We start from the raw sequence: 18,345 nt of genomic DNA, 5'->3' as shown, positions 1-18,345 counted from the left end.
CCTTAAAAAAGCAGTGCGGACATTTTTCCGCACTGCTTTTTTGCTTTATATGGAACCCGGTTCCTGTATTTTCTTGAGCGGCTTCACCGCAGGACCTTCAAGCACTTCGCCGGCAAAGCCGAATCGTGAGCCGTGGCATGGGCAGTCCCATGATTTTTCCGCATCGTTCCATTTCGTTTCACAGCCCATGTGCGTACAGGTTGTATCCACGAGATGGACTTGCCCATATTCGTCGCGGTAGCCGCCAGCTTTTTTGCCGCCTACTTTGACCCAGCCGCCTTCACCTTTTTGCAGCTCACCAACTGTTTTTGAGGTGGACTGCACTTTGCCTTTGACAAGTTCCTTCACGACAGCGCCATTGTCTTTGATGAAGCTCAAAGCATCCACCGCTTTTACTTTGGTGCGCGTCGGATCGAAAACTTCTGCATATGGGTTGGCTCTTCCGAGAATCTGATCGGTCAGCATTTTGCCGGCAATGGCACCGTTTGCCATTCCCCATTTATGGAAGCCAGTCGCAACGAGAATATTGTCATAGCCAGCTGTGACTGTGCCAATATACGGCACTTTATCAAGTGTCGTCATATCTTGCGCTGACCAACGGTAAGGAATATCCGTGAGGCCAAAATGTTCTTCACCGAACTGCTCCAAGTTTTTGTAATGCTCCATCGTCGGCGTCTTGCTTTTGCCGGTCGGATGGCCATCGCCGCCGATCAACAGCATCTTTTCGCCATTTTCATCCAATGCATAGCGGAGCGAACGGGATGGCATATCTACACTGACATACATATCTTCCGGAATTTTTCCGGTTGTCCGTGCGGCAATGATATACGAACGGCTGATTGACATCCTGCTGAAATAGAAGCCATCCGAATCATTGAACGGATAATGCGTTGCCACAATTACTTTATTGCAGGACAGATGGGACATGTTTTCCGTCTGGATGACCGGATCGTGTTTGCTGAGAATCTTTTGGGCGCGGGTGTTTTCATAGATTTTGCCGCCCATGCGCTCGATTTCACTGACTAGCTTCGCCAAAAATTTCACTGGATGGAATTGCGCCTGATTGCGCATGACGACCGCTTCTTTCACATCAAAAGGCAGTTCCACCTCGTCCATTGCCAAACCGCCCGGGATACCGAGCTTTTCATAAGCTTCCGCTTCCTTTTTAAGTATGAGGGCACCAGGCGCCGTGTTGGCGTAGACAAAGGCGTTCAATTCAGCGAAGTCGCAGTCGATGCCAAGCTCCGCTGCCGTCTGCTCAATAAAATCCTTCCCTTCCATATTTGCTTCGTAATACAAGCGGGCTTTTGCTTCGCCCACAATCTTGATCAAGGGATAATAGAACGCACCATGCTGAGCTGTCACTTTCGCAGTCGTATACCCGGTCACGCCATCAATCAGTTTGCCGGCGTCGATCAGCGTCACTTTCCGTCCTGCCTTCGCAAGCAGATAGGCACTGATGATGCCGACGATCCCGCCTCCGACAATTCCGACATCGGTCGACTCATTTCCTTGCAGGGCTGGGAAGCTGGGAACTTCTTTATAGGTTCTCCAGTACGATTCGATATCCTTTGGTACGCGGCTGAACTGTTCGTTTTGTGCCATGCCGTCCCTCCTAGTCTCGTTTACTAGTTATCTACCCTGTCTCTCTTTTTTTAATCAAAAGAAAAACCCGGAAGCGCGTTTACGCTTCCGGGTTCTGATTTGTTGTTTAGGCTTTAATTCCTTGCAGGGAATGTGCCGCTTCTTTCACGCGTTCCAGGCCTTCTGCAATGATTTCCTGTGCACGGTCTGGGTCCAGTGCATGGCCTTCGATGATCACTTCGTTGATATCCTGGATACCGAAGAAATTCATGATGTTGCGGATATACGATACACTCATTTCAGCCGGGGCCATTTCAGGAGTGGAATAAATGCCGCCGCGTGCATTCAGGATAATGACTTTCTTTTCAGGCACAAGGCCGACCGGGCCGTTTTCCGTGTACTTGAACGTCACACCCGCACGATTGATATAATCAATGAATGTCTGCAGAGCTGCCGGAATTGTCATGTTCCACAACGGGAAGGCGAAAACGACAACGTCTGCGTCCATGAATGCATCCATCGCTTTTGAAGAAGCTGTCAAGATGCGCTGTTCAAGGTCGCTCATCGGCTCTGCCTGAGCAGATTTTTGCATCGCATCAAAAAAGTCCTGTCCGAAATATGGCATGTCTTCTTTAAACACATCAAAAGTCTTAACGTTGACATCGCTGCCGATTTCATTCATGAATACTTCGTACATTTTGCTTGAAACCCCTTCAGTAGCAGGGCGGTTATTCGCTTTCACAACTAGAACATTCATTATTTATAAAACTCCTTTTTCGCTATTATTATTATTCTCGAATTTGAGATACATTAAGTATAATAAAATTCCGGAGTCAATTCAATTTATCTGCTCATGCCTCGCATGAATCGCCCGTGCAATAGGAAGTCTTGCTTTGCCCCATCGGCTTCAATTTTGGGCGGATGCCTTCTTCTTCCGCGATTTGGACAATCGAATCGACGAATGCCTGAAGCGGCTGTGCACCTGAAATGGCATATTTGCGGTTGATGACAAAGAATGGCACGCCTTGTACGCCGATCTGGCGGGCTTCTTCGATATCGCCTGCCACTTCGGCGGCATACTTGTCCGTATTCAAGACTTCTTCCGCTTCTTTGCGCGGCAGCCCGGCCCCTTCAGCCAACTCCAGCAGAGTTTCAGAATTGCCGACATTCTTTGCCTCGACAAAATACGAGCGCAGCAGCACTTCAGCCAATTCTGCATCCTTTCCGGATTCTTCCGCCCACTTCACCAAACGGTGCGCAGCAAACGTATTGGCTTCCACCATACCGTCAAAATTATATTCAAGGCCGACAGACCGGGCATGGTCCGCAACGCCTTTCGTCATCTCTTTTGCTTCATCGACCGAACGGCCGAACTTCTTAGCCAAAGACTCATAAGTCGATACTGTAGAATCGACCGGCGTCTCCGGGTTTAATTGAAAAGCTTTATAAGTAATTTCTGCTTGTGTGTGAAAACCTGATTTCTCCAATGCTTGTTCCAGTGTGCGCTTGCCTATGTAGCAAAACGGACATACATAATCTGACCAAACTTCAATTTTCATTCTCTCACCTCACGGAATACTATAACAACGAACCCCCACCCCCTCAATTTTTTTGCTTGGGAGAAATGCGGAGATGCCCAAGAAAGCCCCGACAAGCGCTGGAGGGCTGGGGGTGAATGGCGTTTTTTGCCATTCGGCCTCAGACCGAAGCGACCTCGAGGGGCTGGGCATCGGAGCTGGACAAGAGAAATGCGGAGGCGGCCGTTTAGATTCGACCGGCGTAAGACGATTCGGCTGTGCGGCATGTTTTCAGCCGCACAGCCGAAGTGGCTTACGACCCGAGAATCTGGCCGCTGGAGCTGGACAAAGAAATGCGGAGATGCCCAAGAAAGCCCCGACAAGCGCTGGAGAAAATAGCTATTTGGACGGTTCTGTGTTTTATCGGCGATTCTAGGAATTTATCGGCGATTCCGAGATTTTATCTGCGATTTCAGGATTTTATCGGCGATTCTCAGATTTTATCTGCGATACAGAAAATCTATCTGTGTTCCTCAAAAACTGCCGCTCCCTCCCCAACGCAACTTCTCCTCTACTAGCGGCGTCCTATTGCCTGTGCCTTCTTAAGACAGTCCAGCCAAATAAAAAAACTGACCCCAAAAGGAGTCAGCTTAATGCTTCGGTGATGACCGGCACGATCTGTTTTTTTCGGGAAACGACGCCTGGCAGCAGGACGCGGTTGTCGACCACGCTCGACTTGAATGCACCTTCGATAATGCTTGAACGGTTGCCGAGGACAATTGCAACGGAATCGTTGTTCAAGATGTCCGTGACAACGAATACGAAAAGATCCAGGCCTTTGCGGGCGATTTTTTCATTCATCAGCACTTCGATTTCTTTTTGGCGGCTGGTGACTTCCGCCACGTCGATGGCGTTCACTTGCGCCACTTCAAAGCGGTGGCTGCCGGCTTCGAATTCCTTGGAATCCAGCGACATCAAGTCTTCCAATGTTCTATTGCTGAGGTCCGCTCCTGCTTTCAGCATAGCCAGGCCGTATTCTGCAGCGTCGACGCCGGCAATCTCTGCCAGTTCACGGGCCGCTTGGACGTCCTGTTCGGTGCATGTCGGCGATTTGAACAGCAGCGAGTCGGAAATGATAGCTGACAGCATCAGGCCTGCTACGTTTTCCGGCACTTCGACCGCATTTTCCTTGAACAGCTTCAACAGGATCGTTGTCGTGCAACCGACAGGTTCGGCGCGGAAATAAAGCGGATCTGTTGTTTCAAAATTCGCGATCCGGTGGTGGTCCACCACTTCAATCACCTGTACATCCGCGATATCCACAGCGCTTTGCTGGCGTTCGTTATGGTCGACCAGGATCACTTGTGAAACTTCTTCCGAGACGCGTTCAACCAGGCGCGGCTGGTCGAAGCCGAATTTTTGGAGCGCGAATGCCGTTTCGTTGTTCACTTCGCCCAGACGGATCGGCTCTGCATCCATTCCAAGCTCTTTTTTCAAATATGCATACGATATAGCGGAACAGATGGAATCTGTGTCCGGATTTTTATGGCCTAATACAAAAACGTTTGACATGTTTTAGCCTCCTGAATGGTGTTGGTTTCCGTGATAATTTTAACACAACTGCCCCGGGAGCCAAAATACAATTGTGCGATGGGACCTTTAATGCATTTCCATTGTGAATTATGCATTGAAACTCAAGAAAAGCACATTCCTTTTTCCGGAAATGGTCCATCAAAGTGAAAAATTCGAATTTTATTTCTTTTTGTAGAGAATTGTAATTCTTTATACCTACTATTATATATAATACAGGAAAAAAGGACATGATAATTCTCTCATATAAAAATATTTTAAGAAAAAGGAAATAATTATATACATTTAAATAGGACAAATGATATAATCCCCATAACTAATCCAATTCTTTTCGAGAAAGGAGAGTTTAGAGTGACTATAATTTTGGAAAAAAAATACATTCCTTTAGCCGATTACTTTGCCTCTGCATCTAATCCAAAAATTACCTTATCTTTCAATGAAATCGAACAAATCATGGGGCAGCAGCTTCCGAACGCCGCCTACTTGAACAAAAGCTGGTGGAAGAAGACCAAGCCGCCCGCAAAACATTTCCATGCATGGATGGATGCCGGCTACTATGTAAGCGATGTGATCACGAACCGTTCGGTGACATTCGAGAAAATCGACTCCTCTGAAAATGACCTGGAAAAAGCGGACAATGAAGATATTCTCTTGATCCGCCAGGCAGAACACGGGGATGCCCGCTCTCTTATTGCGCTTCAGCGCGTGGTGGAAGGCGAATCCGATTTCATGCTTTACGGCAAGGATGAACGCGTCCAATCCACTCAAAGCATGCGGAAACAGATTATCGAATGGAAGCAAAAAGGCCATTCCGCGATTTTCATCGCTATCCTGAACGGCGAACATGTCGGGTACTTGATGATTATCGGCAATACCGCTAAACGAGCGGCACACCGGGCAGCGATTGTGCTCGGCGTCCAGGAAAGTGCCCAGAACAAAGGCATCGCCACTTCCCTTCTGCAAAAAGCGGAAGAATGGGCCGCAGAGAAAGGCGTCAAACGACTGGAACTGACTGTTGTGGAAGAAAACACGGCAGCCCGCAAACTTTATGAAAAAACCGCCTATGAGCAAGAAGGCGTCCGCAAGCAGGCACTGATGATTGATGGCAAGCCGCATAACGAACTTTACATGGCGAAGTTTTTAGACTAAAAAGAGGATCGCAGTCGCGACCCTCTTTTTTCTTTAATTTAAAATCATCAATGATACATACAAGCCGGTCAATGTGATGAACAGAATCGGGATCGTCAAGATGATGCCGACTTTGAAATAATATCCCCAGCTGATTTCGACGCCTTTCGCCTTCAGCACATGAAGCCAAAGCAGCGTCGCAAGCGACCCGATCGGCGTGATTTTCGGCCCCAGATCGGAGCCGATGACGTTGGCATAGATCAACGCGTCCCGGACAACGCCGGTCGTATTGGTTTCTGCAATCGCCAGCGCATCGATCATGACGGTCGGCATATTGTTCATGATCGACGACAGGATAGCGGCGATGAAGCCCATGCCGATCGTCGCCGCAAACAAGCCGTGGTCCGCTGTCCATTCAATCGCAGAAGCCAGCACTGAAGTCAGTCCGGCGTTGCGCAAGCCGTAGACGACAACGTACATGCCGATCGAGAAGAAGACGATCGCCCACGGTGCGCCCTTGAGCACCGTCATGGTCTCCACGGCTTCGCTTCTGCGGGAGATTATCAGGAAGATGATGGCCACAGCACCGGCAATGAACGACACGGGAATGCCGAGCGGATCGCCGATAAAATAGCCGACCAGCAAGATGCCGAGCACCACCCAGGACAGCCGGAACATCTTCAAGTCTTTGATTGCAGCACTTGGCGTCTTCAGCGCCCCTTCGTCAAAATGCGCAGGGATGTCTTTTCGGAAATACAAGTACAGCACCAGCATGCTCGCCGCTACACTGAATAAATTCGGAAGGAACATGTTCAACGCGTATTGGGTGAAGCTGATGTCGAAAAAGTCCGCGGAAACGATGTTCACCAGGTTGCTGACCACGAACGGCAAAGATGCCGTGTCGGCGATAAAGCCGGAAGCCATGATGAACGGCAGAATCATCGCATCCTTGAACTTCAATGCCCGCACCATCGCAAGCACAATCGGCGTCAGAATAAGCGCCGCTCCATCATTGGCGAAAAGTGCCGCCACGACGGCTCCGAGTGCGATGACGAGCAGGAACATCCGAACGCCGCTGCCTTTGGCAAAACGCGCCATGTGCAGGGCTGCCCATTCAAAGAACCCGATTTCATCGAGGATCAGGGAAATGATGATCAACGCGACAAACGTCAATGTCGCGTTCCAGACAATGCCTGTTACAGCCCAGACATCACCGAAATCGACTACGCCGAACAACAGCGCTACAACCGCTCCCGCAATCGCCGACCAGCCGATCGACAGCCCGCGCGGCTGCCATATGACAAATATCAATGTTACAAGAAAAATAAAACTGGCTAACCAAATATCCACTCTCTACAGCTCCTTAATCACAAACTACTTTTTTCCCTTGTGCAATCAGCGTTTCCACAGTCCGCTCCGGCTCCGGCAACAAACTCAGCAGATGAATCAGCATCGGGTATTGGGCATGCCGGATGTTCAACGACCAAATCGTCCAGCGGCCGCGCTTTTCCTCGGTGACAAGTTCTGCCTGCTTCAATTTGCGCATATGCTGGCTGATGGCCGGCTGCGTCATATCAAGAAGTTCGGTGAATTCGCAAATGCACAGCGAATCTTTCATCAAGTATTTCAAAATTAGCATGCGGTTATGGTCGCTGATCGCTTTCAAGTATGATTCCATTTGAAGATAATCCATTTCTTCACCTCGTTTTTTCAACGCTTCCACCATTATATAAGCGGATGCTTATAAGTTCAAGAGGTGAAACGCTTTTTACTTGCGGCAAATCGGGGGATACTTGCGGCAAATGATATTTACTTGCAGCAAACAGGGCCTTACTTGCGGCAACTCATACTTTACTTGCAGCAAATGCCCTTTTACTTGCAGCAGCTCCGGATTCCCTTGCGCCCCTCTTCTGCGAATCAAACACAACCTTTTCTCCAAAACAAAAAGCCCCGCCTAAGCGGAGCTTTCGTTCGGTTTCATTATCCTAATTTTTCGAGCACTTTCAGCGCTTCACGGTTGAACGCCGGAATATCATCAGGCTGGCGGCTGGTCACCAGCTGCTCCTGGCAGACCACCACTTCTTTATCGACCACTTTCGCGCCGGCGTATTCCATGTCGACCTGGATCGATTTGTAGCCGGTCGCATCGCGGCCTTCAAGCGACTTCGCCGAAATGAGAAGCTGCGGCCCGTGGCAAATGGCAAAGACCGGTTTTTTCGCATCCATGAACGCTTTCGTAAATTGGACAAAACGGTCATCGGCGCGCAGCTGGTCGGGAGAAAAGCCGCCCGGCAGGAACAGAGCGTCGTAATCTTCCGGTTTCACATCGTCGATTCCTTTATCAATGGAGACGGTCGCTTCTCCTTGCTTGCCGGTCACTTCTTTGCCCGCTTCCTTTTCGATCGTAATGACTTCGTGGCCGGCTTCGTTAAATGCTTTCGTCGGCTCTGTATATTCAACATCTTCAAACATATCTGTAATCAACGTTGCAATTTTCGCCACAATCTTTCACTCCTCTGTTTAATTAGTCTCTCTTATTATTCCACGAGAGACCTTTCTTAAACACCGGAATTACCGGAACTTCGAAACGAACGGGTTGTCCTGCTCCCAGAAGCGGTATGGGTAATCGACCGCTTCCCCCGAGTTGCCGATGCCGACGCGCGGCCCGACAGCGACCGCGTGGACCGGATCGCCTTCAGCGATGTAGAGCGGACGTTCCGTGAAATGGTGGCCGTAATATTCCATCGTGATGCCCATCGCTTTCGTAAGCTTGCCGGGGCCGCTTGTCCATTGCTTGATGGGCAGGTGTCTTCCGCGGAGTTCCGCCATCAGGTCGATGCCTTCGACCGGCTCCACAGCGCGGATCAAAATCGCCCGCGGCGTGTCAACCGGTCCGCTGACGACATTGATCAATGTATGGGTATGCATTTGGTACGTATAGACGCTGCCGGCTTTGCCGAACATAATTTCGGTGCGTTTGGTGCGGCGATTGCCGAAACTGTGGGCAGCCCTATCCCCGGCTCCCATGTACGCTTCGGTTTCAACGATGCGGCCGCCGACGATGCCTCCGGGCAGTTCATGGACCAGAATCTGGCCGAGCAGGCTGCGCGACAGTTCAAGCGTCGGCGCATCAAAAAATGATGCAGCGATTGGTGTAAACATAGACAGATCCCTCCTATCCGCTATTATACCGGATTCGGAGCCGTCACTGCCTCTATCAAGGGTTTGATATGGTCAATCCGCCCTTCATGGAAAGCCTGGACAATTGCACTCCCGACAATGAACCCATCGACATCCTCGCGCAGCATGTCCACATGCTCCGTCCGCGAAATCCCGAATCCGGCATAAACCGGCACCGGGCTTTTCGCCCGGACGCGGCGCATGAAATCACGCACGCTTTCCGACATTTCATCCCGCGCTCCGGTGATGCCTGTCACGGTGACTGCGTAGACGAACCCTTCCGCTTCCTGAAGGATGGCCTCGAGCCGCTGTTCGGTCGTGGTCAGCGTCACCAGCTGGACGAGGGCGATTCCTGCTTTTTCCAGATGGCCTTTGGCAAGCTGCCGGTGCTCGTACGGCAAATCCGGGATGATGATGCCCGCCACCCCCGCCTCTTTGCATTCGCCCACAAAACGTTCGATGCCGAACTTAATGACCGGGTTCAGATAGGTCATCACAAGCAGCGGCACAGTGACTTCAAACTCCCAGCTCTTCAGCTCGGCCAGCACTTTTTCGAGTGTGACGCCTTCTTTCAGCGCACGGTTGCCTGCGGCTTCGATTGTCGGGCCGTCTGCAACAGGGTCCGAAAACGGAATGCCGATTTCAATCGCCGTCACTCCTGCCTCCTGCAGGTATTGCACTTGGCTCTTCAATCGGTCCAAGCCGCCGTCCCCGGCCATGATATAGGCGACAAAAGCCTTGTCGCCCGCTTCTTTCAATGCTGCGAGTTGTTTCATGCCAAGCCCTCCAGTCTTTCGGCGTAAGTCGCCATGTCTTTGTCTCCGCGACCCGATACACAAATGACGAGTATTTCGTCCGCCGCCATTTCTTTCGCAGTTTTTTCTGCCTGCGAAATCGCATGCGCGGATTCCAGCGCCGGAATGATCCCTTCAAGGCGTGAGAACGCGACGACCGCTTCGAGCGCCTCCGCATCGGTGATGGCTACATATTCCACACGTCCGATATCCGCCAAGTAAGCGTGCTCCGGCCCGATGCCCGGATAGTCGAGGCCGGCAGAAACAGAATGCGCTTCCAGCACCTGGCCGGATTCCGACTGCAGGAGTTTCATGAACGCGCCGTGTAGGACGCCTTCGGTCCCTTTGGACATCGTGGCTGCATGCTTGTCTGTATCCAAACCTTCTCCCGACGCCTCAACGCCGATCAAGCGGACCGCTTCGTCTTTCAGGAACGGATAGAACATGCCGATTGCGTTGCTGCCGCCGCCGACGCAAGCGAGTATCGCATCCGGCAAGCGCCCTTCATGCTCAACGATCTGGCGGCGCGTCTCTTCTCCGATGACGCTCTGGAAATCGCGGACCATTGTCGGGAAGGGGTGCGGCCCCAAAGCGGAGCCGATCAGGTAATGCGTGTCTTCAACATTGGTGACCCAGTAGCGGAGCGCTTCGTTGACCGCATCCTTCAGCGTCGCACTGCCTTTGGTGACGCTTTCTACACGGGCGCCGAGCAGTTTCATGCGGAAGACATTCAATTGCTGGCGCTTGATGTCCTCTTCCCCCATGAAAATGACACATTCCAGGTCAAACAGCGCGCAGACGGTCGCTGTCGCGACGCCATGCTGCCCCGCACCGGTTTCAGCAACGATTTTCCGTTTGCCCATGCGCATCGCAAGGAGCGCCTGGCCGAGCGCATTGTTGATCTTGTGGGCGCCTGTATGGTTCAAGTCCTCACGCTTCAAATAAACTTTCGGGCCGCCCCATGCTTCGGTCAGCCGTTTCGCGAACGTCAAAGGCTGCTCGCGTCCGACATATTCCTTTAAATACGTATGGTATTCCTCTTGGAAAGCGGGGTCCGCTTTCGCTTCCGCGTATGCGTCCTCCAATTCCTTGACCGCTTTCATCAGCGTTTCCGGCACAAACTGTCCGCCGTATTTCCCGAAAAATCCGGTTTTCTCAACTGCCTGCTGCATCGAATCACCCTTTGCTTTCCGAATAAATTCCGTTATTTTCACCGTGTCTTTTCTTCCATCTGTTTCGACGCCGCTTGAAACGTCCACCATATAAGGCGCCGTCTGGCGGATTGCCGCGTCCACATTCCCTGGATTCAGCCCACCCGCAACAATCAGGCGGGAAGTTTCAATATCCGCTCCTTCCAGAAGGGACCAGTCAAAAACATGTCCGCTGCCGCCGCGGTAATCCGTACCCGGCGCATCCACCAGGATGAAGTCAGCACCCGATCCCTTAAGCCGGGCGGCGTCTCCTGTGTTCCGGATCGAAAACGCCTGGATGACCGGGACGGATATAGAGCGGACCAATTCGTCCGGTTCGTCGCCGTGCAATTGCACCATCGTCAGCGGCACTTCCCGGACTGCCCGTTCGATATCTTCAAGAGAGGCGTTGACAAAAACGCCGATTCTTTCCACATCTGCCGGCGCATGCTTTGCAAGCTCGGCCGCCTGTTCGATAGAGACGCGCCGCTTGCTCGGTGCGAAAACGAAGCCGATGGCATCCGCGCCCGCTGCCGCTTCTACATGTTGCGACTCCATCAGCCCGCATATTTTCACTTTTGTCATTTCACTGCCCCCTTCGCAACCGCTTCCCGAATCCAAGCTCCTGGATCATCAGAACGCATCAGCGCTTCGCCGACAAGGATGCCGGACGCGCCGTGCCCGAAGACAAATGCTGCATCCTCTTCCGTATGCAGCCCACTTTCACTGATCAGCAAGCGCTCGCTGCCGAAAGGAAAATTTTCCGCAAGCTCTGCAGTCCTTTCAAGGGAAACCTGGAATGTCTTCAAATCGCGGTTGTTGATGCCGATCAGTTCTGCTCCGAGGTCCAGCGCTTCCGCCAGTTCCTCTGCATCGTGCACTTCCACCAATACCTCCAGGCCGAGCATGCTGGCATAGCCGAACAGCTCGCGCAGCTCTTTTTGCCCGAGCGCCGCCACAATCAGAAGGATAATGGTGGCGCCTGCCTCTTTTGCCCGGTCAATCTGGATCTCACTGATCATGAAGTCTTTGCAAAGCACCGGAATCGACACCGCTCCTGCCACTTTCCGCAAATCTTCAATGGATCCTTTGAAATACGTTTCATCGGTCAGCACCGAAATCGCCGCCGCTCCAGCTGCCTCGTATTTTTTCGCCTGCGCGAGAACATCCACTTCCATCGAAATGTCGCCTTTTGAAGGGGATGCCCGTTTGATTTCCGAAATGACCCCGCGGGCATTGCGGAGGGAATCAGCCAGCCGGTTTTTCGCCGGATAATGGGTCTCCCCCGATCCGATTTCTGTGTAGGTCTTGATTTCCTGCCGTTTGGTTTCGATGATTTGGTCGAGGATTGTCATACCAGCACCCCCGAAGCCAGCCGGTGAAGTTCGAATACGCGCGCCGTTTCACCGGCGAGAATCGATTTCCGCGCTTGGTGCACGCCTTCAGCAATGCTTGACGCACGCCCGCTGATGAACAGGCAAGCACCTGCATTTAACGCCACCGTATCCAAATACGGGCTTTCCTTGCCGCTGAGCACTTCCATGAAGATTTCAGCGTTGCGCTTCGGATCGCCTCCCTGTATGGCTTCGATCGGCGCCGCTTCCAAGCCGGCTTCACTCGGATGGAAAGCCATCCGGCGCTTGCCGTTTTCATCAAAAACGACGAGTTCGCTTGTGCCGATCAGCGATAATTCATCCAGCCCGCCAGCGCCGTGGATAATCGCGCCGCGTTTTCTGCCCAGGCGCATCAATGCATCCGCCATCGTCTCCATGACATCGCTGCGGTAAACGCCCGTCATCTGGATCGTCACTGGCAGCGGATTGGCAAGCGGCCCCGCCAGGTTGAAAATGGTCGGCGTGCCGATGCGCTTGCGCACTTCCCGCAATTTCCCGAGAGCCGGATGGATGGCCGGTGCAAATAAAAACGCGATGCCGGTCCCTTCCAGCAGTTCAGGGATTTTCGAAATGTCTGTATCCGCTGAAATGCCGAGTGCCTCGAGCACATCGGAACTGCCAGTTTTGCTTGATACACTGCGGTTTCCGTGCTTGGCAACCGTCATGCCGCATCCCGCCAGCACAAAAGCGGACATCGTGCTGATATTGAAGCTGTTTGACCGGTCGCCGCCGGTTCCGCAGACATCCACCAATTCCCCGTCCACCTCAGGAAGCACCACTGCTTTTTGGCGCATCGCCTTGACCAGGCCGACGAGCTCATCTGCTGTTTCGCCTTTCTGGTGAAGATCCACCAGAAAACGCTCCACTTGACCTTCTTCCATGCGGCCTTCCAATAAATCCAATGACCGCTCCATCATCTGCTGTTCTGTCAAATGCTCTACTCTGCTCATTCTCAGCTCTCCTCGACTCGTATTAAAATGCAAAAATCCCCGCAACCGGACTGATATCCGGTTGCGGGGACGGGGTTAAACCGCGGTACCACCACGCATTAATGCAATTTTGCACTCACTTAAAACAGGCTCTTCGCCTTTCCCTTTAACGCAGGGCCTACGTCTCCCTTACTCGCTTCCGCTTTCAGGCCAGCTCTCCTAAGTCCATTCGCACAAGGGATCCAATCAGCTTTCACCAGCCGCTGACTCTCTAAGATGGATTTCCTTGCCTACTCGTCTCAATCCTCGATTTATACGCTCTTCTATTCTGGTCTCTTCTGGGCTCTTCTCTCAAATAGACTTGTCGCTCGTTCAACAAGTTGTCCCTCATATTAAAAGGTTTTGTTTATTCTGTCAAGTCTTATCTTTGAACTTCGACATCCCGGCCGTCGTAATATTCGCCCAGCTCCCTGCGCAGTGCGGCTTTCAAGAATTTCCCGACCGACGTTTTCGGTACTTCTTTCAAGAAGACGATGTCGTCCGGCACCCACCATTTTGCAAACTGGCTTTCCAGGTACGCGAGCAATTCTTCCTTCATCGCTTCCCCCTCCTCGTACCCTTCTTTCAGGACAACACAAGCAAGCGGGCGCTCCAGCCATTTTTCATGCGGGATGGCGATGACCGCAGCTTCAAACACCGCTTCATGCGTCATTAGCGCATTTTCCAGATCGACCGACGAGATCCATTCACCGCCGCTCTTGATCAAATCCTTCGTCCGGTCAGTCAGCTTGATAAAGCAGTCCGGCTCGATGACGGCGATGTCCCCGGTATAGAGCCAGCCGTCGCGAAACGCTTCGTCCGTTCGTTCGTCCTTGTAATATTCATCGGCAATCCACGGTCCTTTGACGTTCAGCTCGCCCATCGTCTTGCCGTCCCAAGGCGCCTCGCCGTTTTCATTGACAATGCGCACTTCAAGGCCCGGCATCGGCAGGCCGGCCATCGCACGCCGGTCAATGCGCTCATCCATCGATAGGTCCGCCATCGCGGAAGTTGTGACCGCCAGGCTGACAAGCGGCGACGTTTCCGTCATGCCGTAGCCGGTGACGAACGGCACTTTGTACTTTTCTTCAAATGCACGGATCAAGCCTTTTGGAGACGCCGAACCGCCGCAGATGATCATGCGCAGCGTGTCGATGTTGCGCGGATTGGCTTCCAGCTCTTTCAGCACGCCGAGCCAGATCGTCGGCACGCCAGCGGTCAATGTGACCCCTTCCTGCTCGATCAAATCCAGCAGCATGCCCGGCGCAAAGCCCGGCCCCGGCAAGACTTGCGTCGTGCCGAACAAAACCGCTGCAAACGGAAGCCCCCATGCATTCGCATGGAACATCGGGACGATCGACAGCGCAATGTCCCGTTCCGACAGCGCCATGGAGTCCGCCATGCCGAGCGCATAGCTGTGCAGTACAAGCCCCCGGTGCGTATAAACGACGCCTTTCGGATTGCCGGTTGTCGCGGACGTGTAGCACATACCGGCCGGCGTGTTTTCGTCCAGGTCTTCCGGGAATTCATAGCTGCCGTCTTCCGCCGCCATCAGCTCTTCATAGGAATGTACATTTTGGAGCGAGGTCTGCGGCAAGTCCATGCCGTCTTTCATGATGATGAAATGCTTGACCGTTTTCAGCTGCGGCGCAATTTTTTCAATCAGCGGGAACAGGTCATGGTCCACCAGCAGAATTTCATCTTCTGCATGGTTGATGACATAAATGATGTGTTCAGGCGAAAGCCGGATGTTGATCATGTGCAAGATCGCCCCTGCTCCCGGAACTCCGAAATACAGCTCCAAATGGCGGTGATGGTTCCAGGCGAAGCTGCCCACTTTCACACCTCTGCCCATTCCGAGCTTTTGGAGCGCCGACGCCAGCTGGCGAGTGCGCTTGGCAAAATCTTTGTACGGGATGCGGTGGATCGAATTTTCGCCCGTACGGGAAATGATCAGTTTTTCAGGAAAGTACCGTTCAGCTCTTTTCACAAAAGACGATAATAACAGCGGTGCATTCATCATAAAATGTCCAACTCCCTTTTCCCCTCGATTTTTTGGCGCAGCATCCGGATTCAGCGGTATGCCGCCTTCTTGTGCCGCGCGATAAACTGCGGATGCCCGAACCGTTCATGCGCTTTCAGCACCGGTGCCAGGCAGCAGTCGGCACTGAGCGACAGCTCATACCATTCGCGCCAGGTCTTTCCTTTCATGAAATCCGCTACTTCCCGATGTTCCGGGCTGCCCTGCCTTTTGGCGCTCCAGCTCTGCCAGTGTGGCTTTCCGGCCAAGAGGCAGAAATTATGCCAGAACTTCTCTTCAAGCGCACCAAGCGTGACGTAACGGCCGTCTTTCGTTTCATAAATGGCATAGGAGATGCGTGTGCCCCCGATTTCCGGGATGCCGCTGTCCGACACACCGGCTTCGTGGTAAATATCGTGGTTCCCCTGGAACTCAGCCATCGCTTCCGCTAAAGCGATATCGAGATGCTCTCCTTCGCCGGTGCGGAACTTCTTCAAAAGTGCAGCAAGGATCTGTTCAGCCGCCAACAAGCCGCCTGTGTAATCCGCAAACGTATTAGCCGGATGGACCGGTCGGCCATTGCTGTCCGCCATCTGGTCCAATGCCCCGGAAAGCGCCAAATAATTCAAGTCATGGCTTCCAAGCATGGCAAGTGGCCCTTCCTGCCCGTAGCCTGACAGCGAACAATAAACGAGATCCGGTTTGACCTTTTTCAGGTTGGCGTAGCCAAGGCCCAATTTCTCCATGACGCCGGGACGGAATGTCTCCAACAGCACGTCCGCCCTTTTGACCTGTTCGATCATTTCCGCATGGCCTGCCTCTGTTTTCAGGTCGATGTTGATGATCGTCTTCCCTATGTTATTCGCTTTGTGCACCAATCCGCCGCCCATTGAGCGGGCTGGATCGCCGGCTGGCGGCTCGATTTTGATGACGTCCGCGCCCAACTCCGCCAACCGCATGCCCGCATAGGGGCCAGGCACGTAATACGTAACGTCCAGCACCCGGACCCCTTTCAGCGCATCCTTCATATTACAAGCCCATCCGCTTGGCGATGATGGTTTTCATGATTTCATTGGATCCGGCATAGATGGCTGCGACCGGAATATCGCGGTATCGCCGCGCAATCTTGTATTCCTCCATGTAGCCGTAGCCGCCGTGGAGCTGCATGCATTCACCGGAAATCTTTTTCGCGGTATCCGTCAGCCAGTATTTCGCCATCGACACTTTTGACACGACATCTTTGCCGGCCATATGATCTTCGATGAGCGATTCGAGGAAAGAGTGGCCCAGCTCGATTTCCGTTGCCATCTCGACCAGTTTGAACTGTGAATTCTGGAATGAGCCGATCGGCTTGCCGAACGCTTTCCGCGATTTCACATAATCAAGCGTCATCTCGAGCATATCTTCCGAAGCGGTCTGTGCAGCGATCGCCACCACCAGGCGCTCCTGCTGCAGTTTTTCCATCAAATATGTAAAGCCTTTGTTTTCCTCGCCGATCAGGTTGGCGGCCGGTACGACACAATCTTCAAAATACAGCTCGGATGTATCCTGTGCATGCAGGCCGACCTTATCGAGTTTCCGGCCTTTCGAGAAGCCCGGCATCCCTTCTTCAATCATCAGGAGCGAAATGCCGCGGTGCTTCGGTTCCGCTTTCGGATCCGTTTTCACCACGACGACAACGTGCGTCGAATTGATGCCGTTGGTGATGAACGTCTTCTGGCCGTTGACGATGTAATTGTCCCCGTCACGGACTGCCGTCGTCGAGATGTTCGCAAGGTCAGACCCTGCTCCCGGTTCTGTCATGGCGATGGCGGTGATATAATCCCCCGACACACAGCCCGGCAGCCAGCGCTGCTTCTGTTCTTCATTGCCGTAGGCTTCAATATACGGAACTGTGATGTCATTATGCAGCCCGACGCCGGTCAAACTGGCCCCGACCCGTTCCATTTCTTCACTGATGATGACGGCATAGCGGAAATCAAGGCCCAGCCCGCCGTACTGTTCTTCCACTTGCGGACAAAGGAAACCCATTTCGCCCAAGCGCTTCCAGAACGATTTCGGGATCAAATGGTCGCGCTCCCACCCTTCATACTGCGGCACCGCTTCTTTTTCCAGGAATTTGCGGAGCGATTTCCGGAACATCACGTGTTCTTCTTCTTCAAAACGGTACTTGCCCATTCAATTCTCCCCCTTATTTTGGCTGCATGCGGATCGCGCCGTCCAAGCGGATCACTTCGCCGTTCAACATCGTATTTTCAGCAATGCTTTGCACCAGTTGCGCGTATTCATCCGGCCGGCCGAGACGCGCCGGGAATGGGACGGAAGCCGACAGCGATTGGACCGCCGCTTCCGGCAGCCCATCGAACATCGGCGTCTGCATGAGCCCTGGCGCTATCGCCATGACCCGGATGCCGTCGCGCGCCAATTCACGTGCAATCGGCAGCGTCATCGAAACGATGCCGCCTTTGGAAGCGCTGTACGCCGCCTGGCCGATCTGCCCTTCGTACGCAGCGACTGATGCAGTCGAGATGATCAGCCCTCTTTCACCGGCTGCATTCGGCTCATTTTTCTGCATCGCAGCAGCCGCAACGCGAATGACGTTGAACGTCCCGATCAAATTGATTTGGATCACTTTTTCAAACTGGTTGAGTGCCAGCGGCTCCCCTTTGGATACGACTTTCCCCGGCGTTCCGATGCCCGCGCAATTGATCGCCGCATTGATGAGGCCGAACCGCCCGATCACTTCTGCGACGTTCGCTTCCACTTGTGCGGCGTCTGTTACATCGGTTTTCAAGTAGATGACCGATTCTTCGCCCAGCTCTTTCACCAGCCGCTCGGCGCGTTCGCCGTTGACGTCAAAAATTGCCGCCTTGCCGCCGTTTGCCGCAATACGCCGGACCGTCGCTTCCCCCAGGCCCGATGCTCCACCGGTTACGATTGCTTTCATATCGCGAAATTCCATTGCATTTCTCCCCTTCCG

Annotated in this window: 17 protein-coding genes, 1 pseudogene and 1 other annotated feature; of the genes and pseudogenes, 1 reads left to right on the top strand and 17 read right to left on the bottom strand. The window is 52.8% G+C overall.

Annotation, left to right across the window (positions count from 1 at the left end; all coding sequences use genetic code 11):
• Window positions 1-45 precede the first annotated feature (45 nt).
• The 4 genes from ACTL32_RS14910 to ACTL32_RS14895 form a co-directional block, all read right to left on the bottom strand.
• Window positions 46-1,605: an FAD-dependent oxidoreductase gene (locus tag ACTL32_RS14910; RefSeq protein WP_441342239.1), complete on the bottom strand. Its 1,560-nt coding sequence runs from the start codon at window positions 1,603-1,605 to the stop codon at window positions 46-48.
• Between the two features lie 106 nt (window positions 1,606-1,711).
• Window positions 1,712-2,341, bottom strand: a complete 630-nt coding sequence (locus ACTL32_RS14905) for an FMN-dependent NADH-azoreductase (RefSeq protein WP_441342238.1) — start codon at window positions 2,339-2,341, stop codon at window positions 1,712-1,714.
• A gap of 94 nt (window positions 2,342-2,435) precedes the next feature.
• Entirely contained in the window at window positions 2,436-3,143 is a 708-nt protein-coding gene (locus tag ACTL32_RS14900; RefSeq protein ID WP_441342237.1) for a DsbA family oxidoreductase, read from the bottom strand.
• A gap of 603 nt (window positions 3,144-3,746) precedes the next feature.
• Window positions 3,747-4,673 (bottom strand): manganese-dependent inorganic pyrophosphatase, encoded by a 927-nt coding sequence (locus ACTL32_RS14895; RefSeq protein ID WP_441342236.1) that lies wholly within the window; start codon window positions 4,671-4,673, stop codon window positions 3,747-3,749.
• Window positions 4,674-5,042: 369 nt separating this feature from the next.
• Between ACTL32_RS14895 and ACTL32_RS14890 the strand changes: the two genes are divergently transcribed.
• Window positions 5,043-5,840 (top strand): GNAT family N-acetyltransferase, encoded by a 798-nt coding sequence (locus ACTL32_RS14890; protein WP_441342235.1) that lies wholly within the window; start codon window positions 5,043-5,045, stop codon window positions 5,838-5,840.
• Between the two features lie 33 nt (window positions 5,841-5,873).
• Here the strand turns inward: ACTL32_RS14890 and ACTL32_RS14885 are convergent, their stop codons facing one another.
• From ACTL32_RS14885 to ACTL32_RS14825, 13 genes and pseudogenes are all read right to left on the bottom strand, one after another.
• Complete coding sequence (locus tag ACTL32_RS14885) at window positions 5,874-7,169, bottom strand: arsenic transporter (protein ID WP_441342234.1); 1,296 nt, start codon at window positions 7,167-7,169, stop codon at window positions 5,874-5,876.
• A 13-nt stretch (window positions 7,170-7,182) separates the two neighbouring features.
• On the bottom strand, window positions 7,183-7,512 hold the full coding sequence (locus ACTL32_RS14880) for an ArsR/SmtB family transcription factor (RefSeq protein ID WP_204893468.1): 330 nt from the start codon (window positions 7,510-7,512) through the stop codon (window positions 7,183-7,185).
• A gap of 287 nt (window positions 7,513-7,799) precedes the next feature.
• Window positions 7,800-8,321, bottom strand: coding sequence for a type 1 glutamine amidotransferase domain-containing protein (locus ACTL32_RS14875; protein WP_441342233.1), 522 nt, complete (start codon window positions 8,319-8,321; stop codon window positions 7,800-7,802).
• Between the two features lie 69 nt (window positions 8,322-8,390).
• On the bottom strand, window positions 8,391-8,981 hold the full coding sequence (locus ACTL32_RS14870; protein WP_441342232.1) for a DNA-3-methyladenine glycosylase: 591 nt from the start codon (window positions 8,979-8,981) through the stop codon (window positions 8,391-8,393).
• Between the two features lie 23 nt (window positions 8,982-9,004).
• A complete protein-coding gene (gene trpA / locus ACTL32_RS14865; RefSeq protein WP_441342231.1) occupies window positions 9,005-9,775 on the bottom strand; it encodes a tryptophan synthase subunit alpha in 771 nt (256 codons plus the stop codon).
• Window positions 9,772-10,965: a tryptophan synthase subunit beta gene (trpB, locus tag ACTL32_RS14860; protein ID WP_441342290.1), complete on the bottom strand. Its 1,194-nt coding sequence runs from the start codon at window positions 10,963-10,965 to the stop codon at window positions 9,772-9,774. The genes trpA and trpB overlap by 4 nt, the downstream gene beginning before the upstream one ends.
• Before the next feature lie 30 nt (window positions 10,966-10,995).
• Window positions 10,996-11,568 (bottom strand): annotated as a pseudogene (locus ACTL32_RS14855) (phosphoribosylanthranilate isomerase); the annotation flags it as partial.
• Window positions 11,565-12,338 (bottom strand): indole-3-glycerol phosphate synthase TrpC, encoded by a 774-nt coding sequence (gene trpC / locus ACTL32_RS14850; protein WP_441342230.1) that lies wholly within the window; start codon window positions 12,336-12,338, stop codon window positions 11,565-11,567. The gene trpC and the pseudogene ACTL32_RS14855, both read right to left, overlap by 4 nt.
• Window positions 12,335-13,327 carry an anthranilate phosphoribosyltransferase gene (trpD, locus tag ACTL32_RS14845; protein ID WP_441342229.1) on the bottom strand — a complete coding sequence of 331 codons (993 nt, stop codon included), beginning with the start codon at window positions 13,325-13,327 and terminating at the stop codon, window positions 12,335-12,337. The genes trpC and trpD overlap by 4 nt, the downstream gene beginning before the upstream one ends.
• Window positions 13,328-13,389: 62 nt before the next feature.
• Window positions 13,390-13,622, bottom strand: a binding site (T-box leader).
• Window positions 13,623-13,727: 105 nt separating this feature from the next.
• On the bottom strand, window positions 13,728-15,368 hold the full coding sequence (locus ACTL32_RS14840) for a long-chain fatty acid--CoA ligase (protein WP_441342228.1): 1,641 nt from the start codon (window positions 15,366-15,368) through the stop codon (window positions 13,728-13,730).
• 50 nt (window positions 15,369-15,418) lie between these two features.
• Entirely contained in the window at window positions 15,419-16,393 is a 975-nt protein-coding gene (locus ACTL32_RS14835; protein ID WP_441342227.1) for a CaiB/BaiF CoA transferase family protein, read from the bottom strand.
• Between the two features lies 1 nt (window position 16,394).
• Window positions 16,395-17,543 (bottom strand): acyl-CoA dehydrogenase family protein, encoded by a 1,149-nt coding sequence (locus tag ACTL32_RS14830; protein ID WP_441342226.1) that lies wholly within the window; start codon window positions 17,541-17,543, stop codon window positions 16,395-16,397.
• Between the two features lie 13 nt (window positions 17,544-17,556).
• Window positions 17,557-18,327: a 3-hydroxyacyl-CoA dehydrogenase gene (locus ACTL32_RS14825; protein WP_441342225.1), complete on the bottom strand. Its 771-nt coding sequence runs from the start codon at window positions 18,325-18,327 to the stop codon at window positions 17,557-17,559.
• Window positions 18,328-18,345: the final 18 nt, after the last annotated feature.

The sequence above is a fragment of the Planococcus sp. FY231025 genome (assembly GCF_052078085.1).
In the GTDB taxonomy this organism is placed as follows: domain Bacteria; phylum Bacillota; class Bacilli; order Bacillales_A; family Planococcaceae; genus Planococcus.
This window is presented reverse-complemented; position numbering and strand designations above follow the sequence as displayed.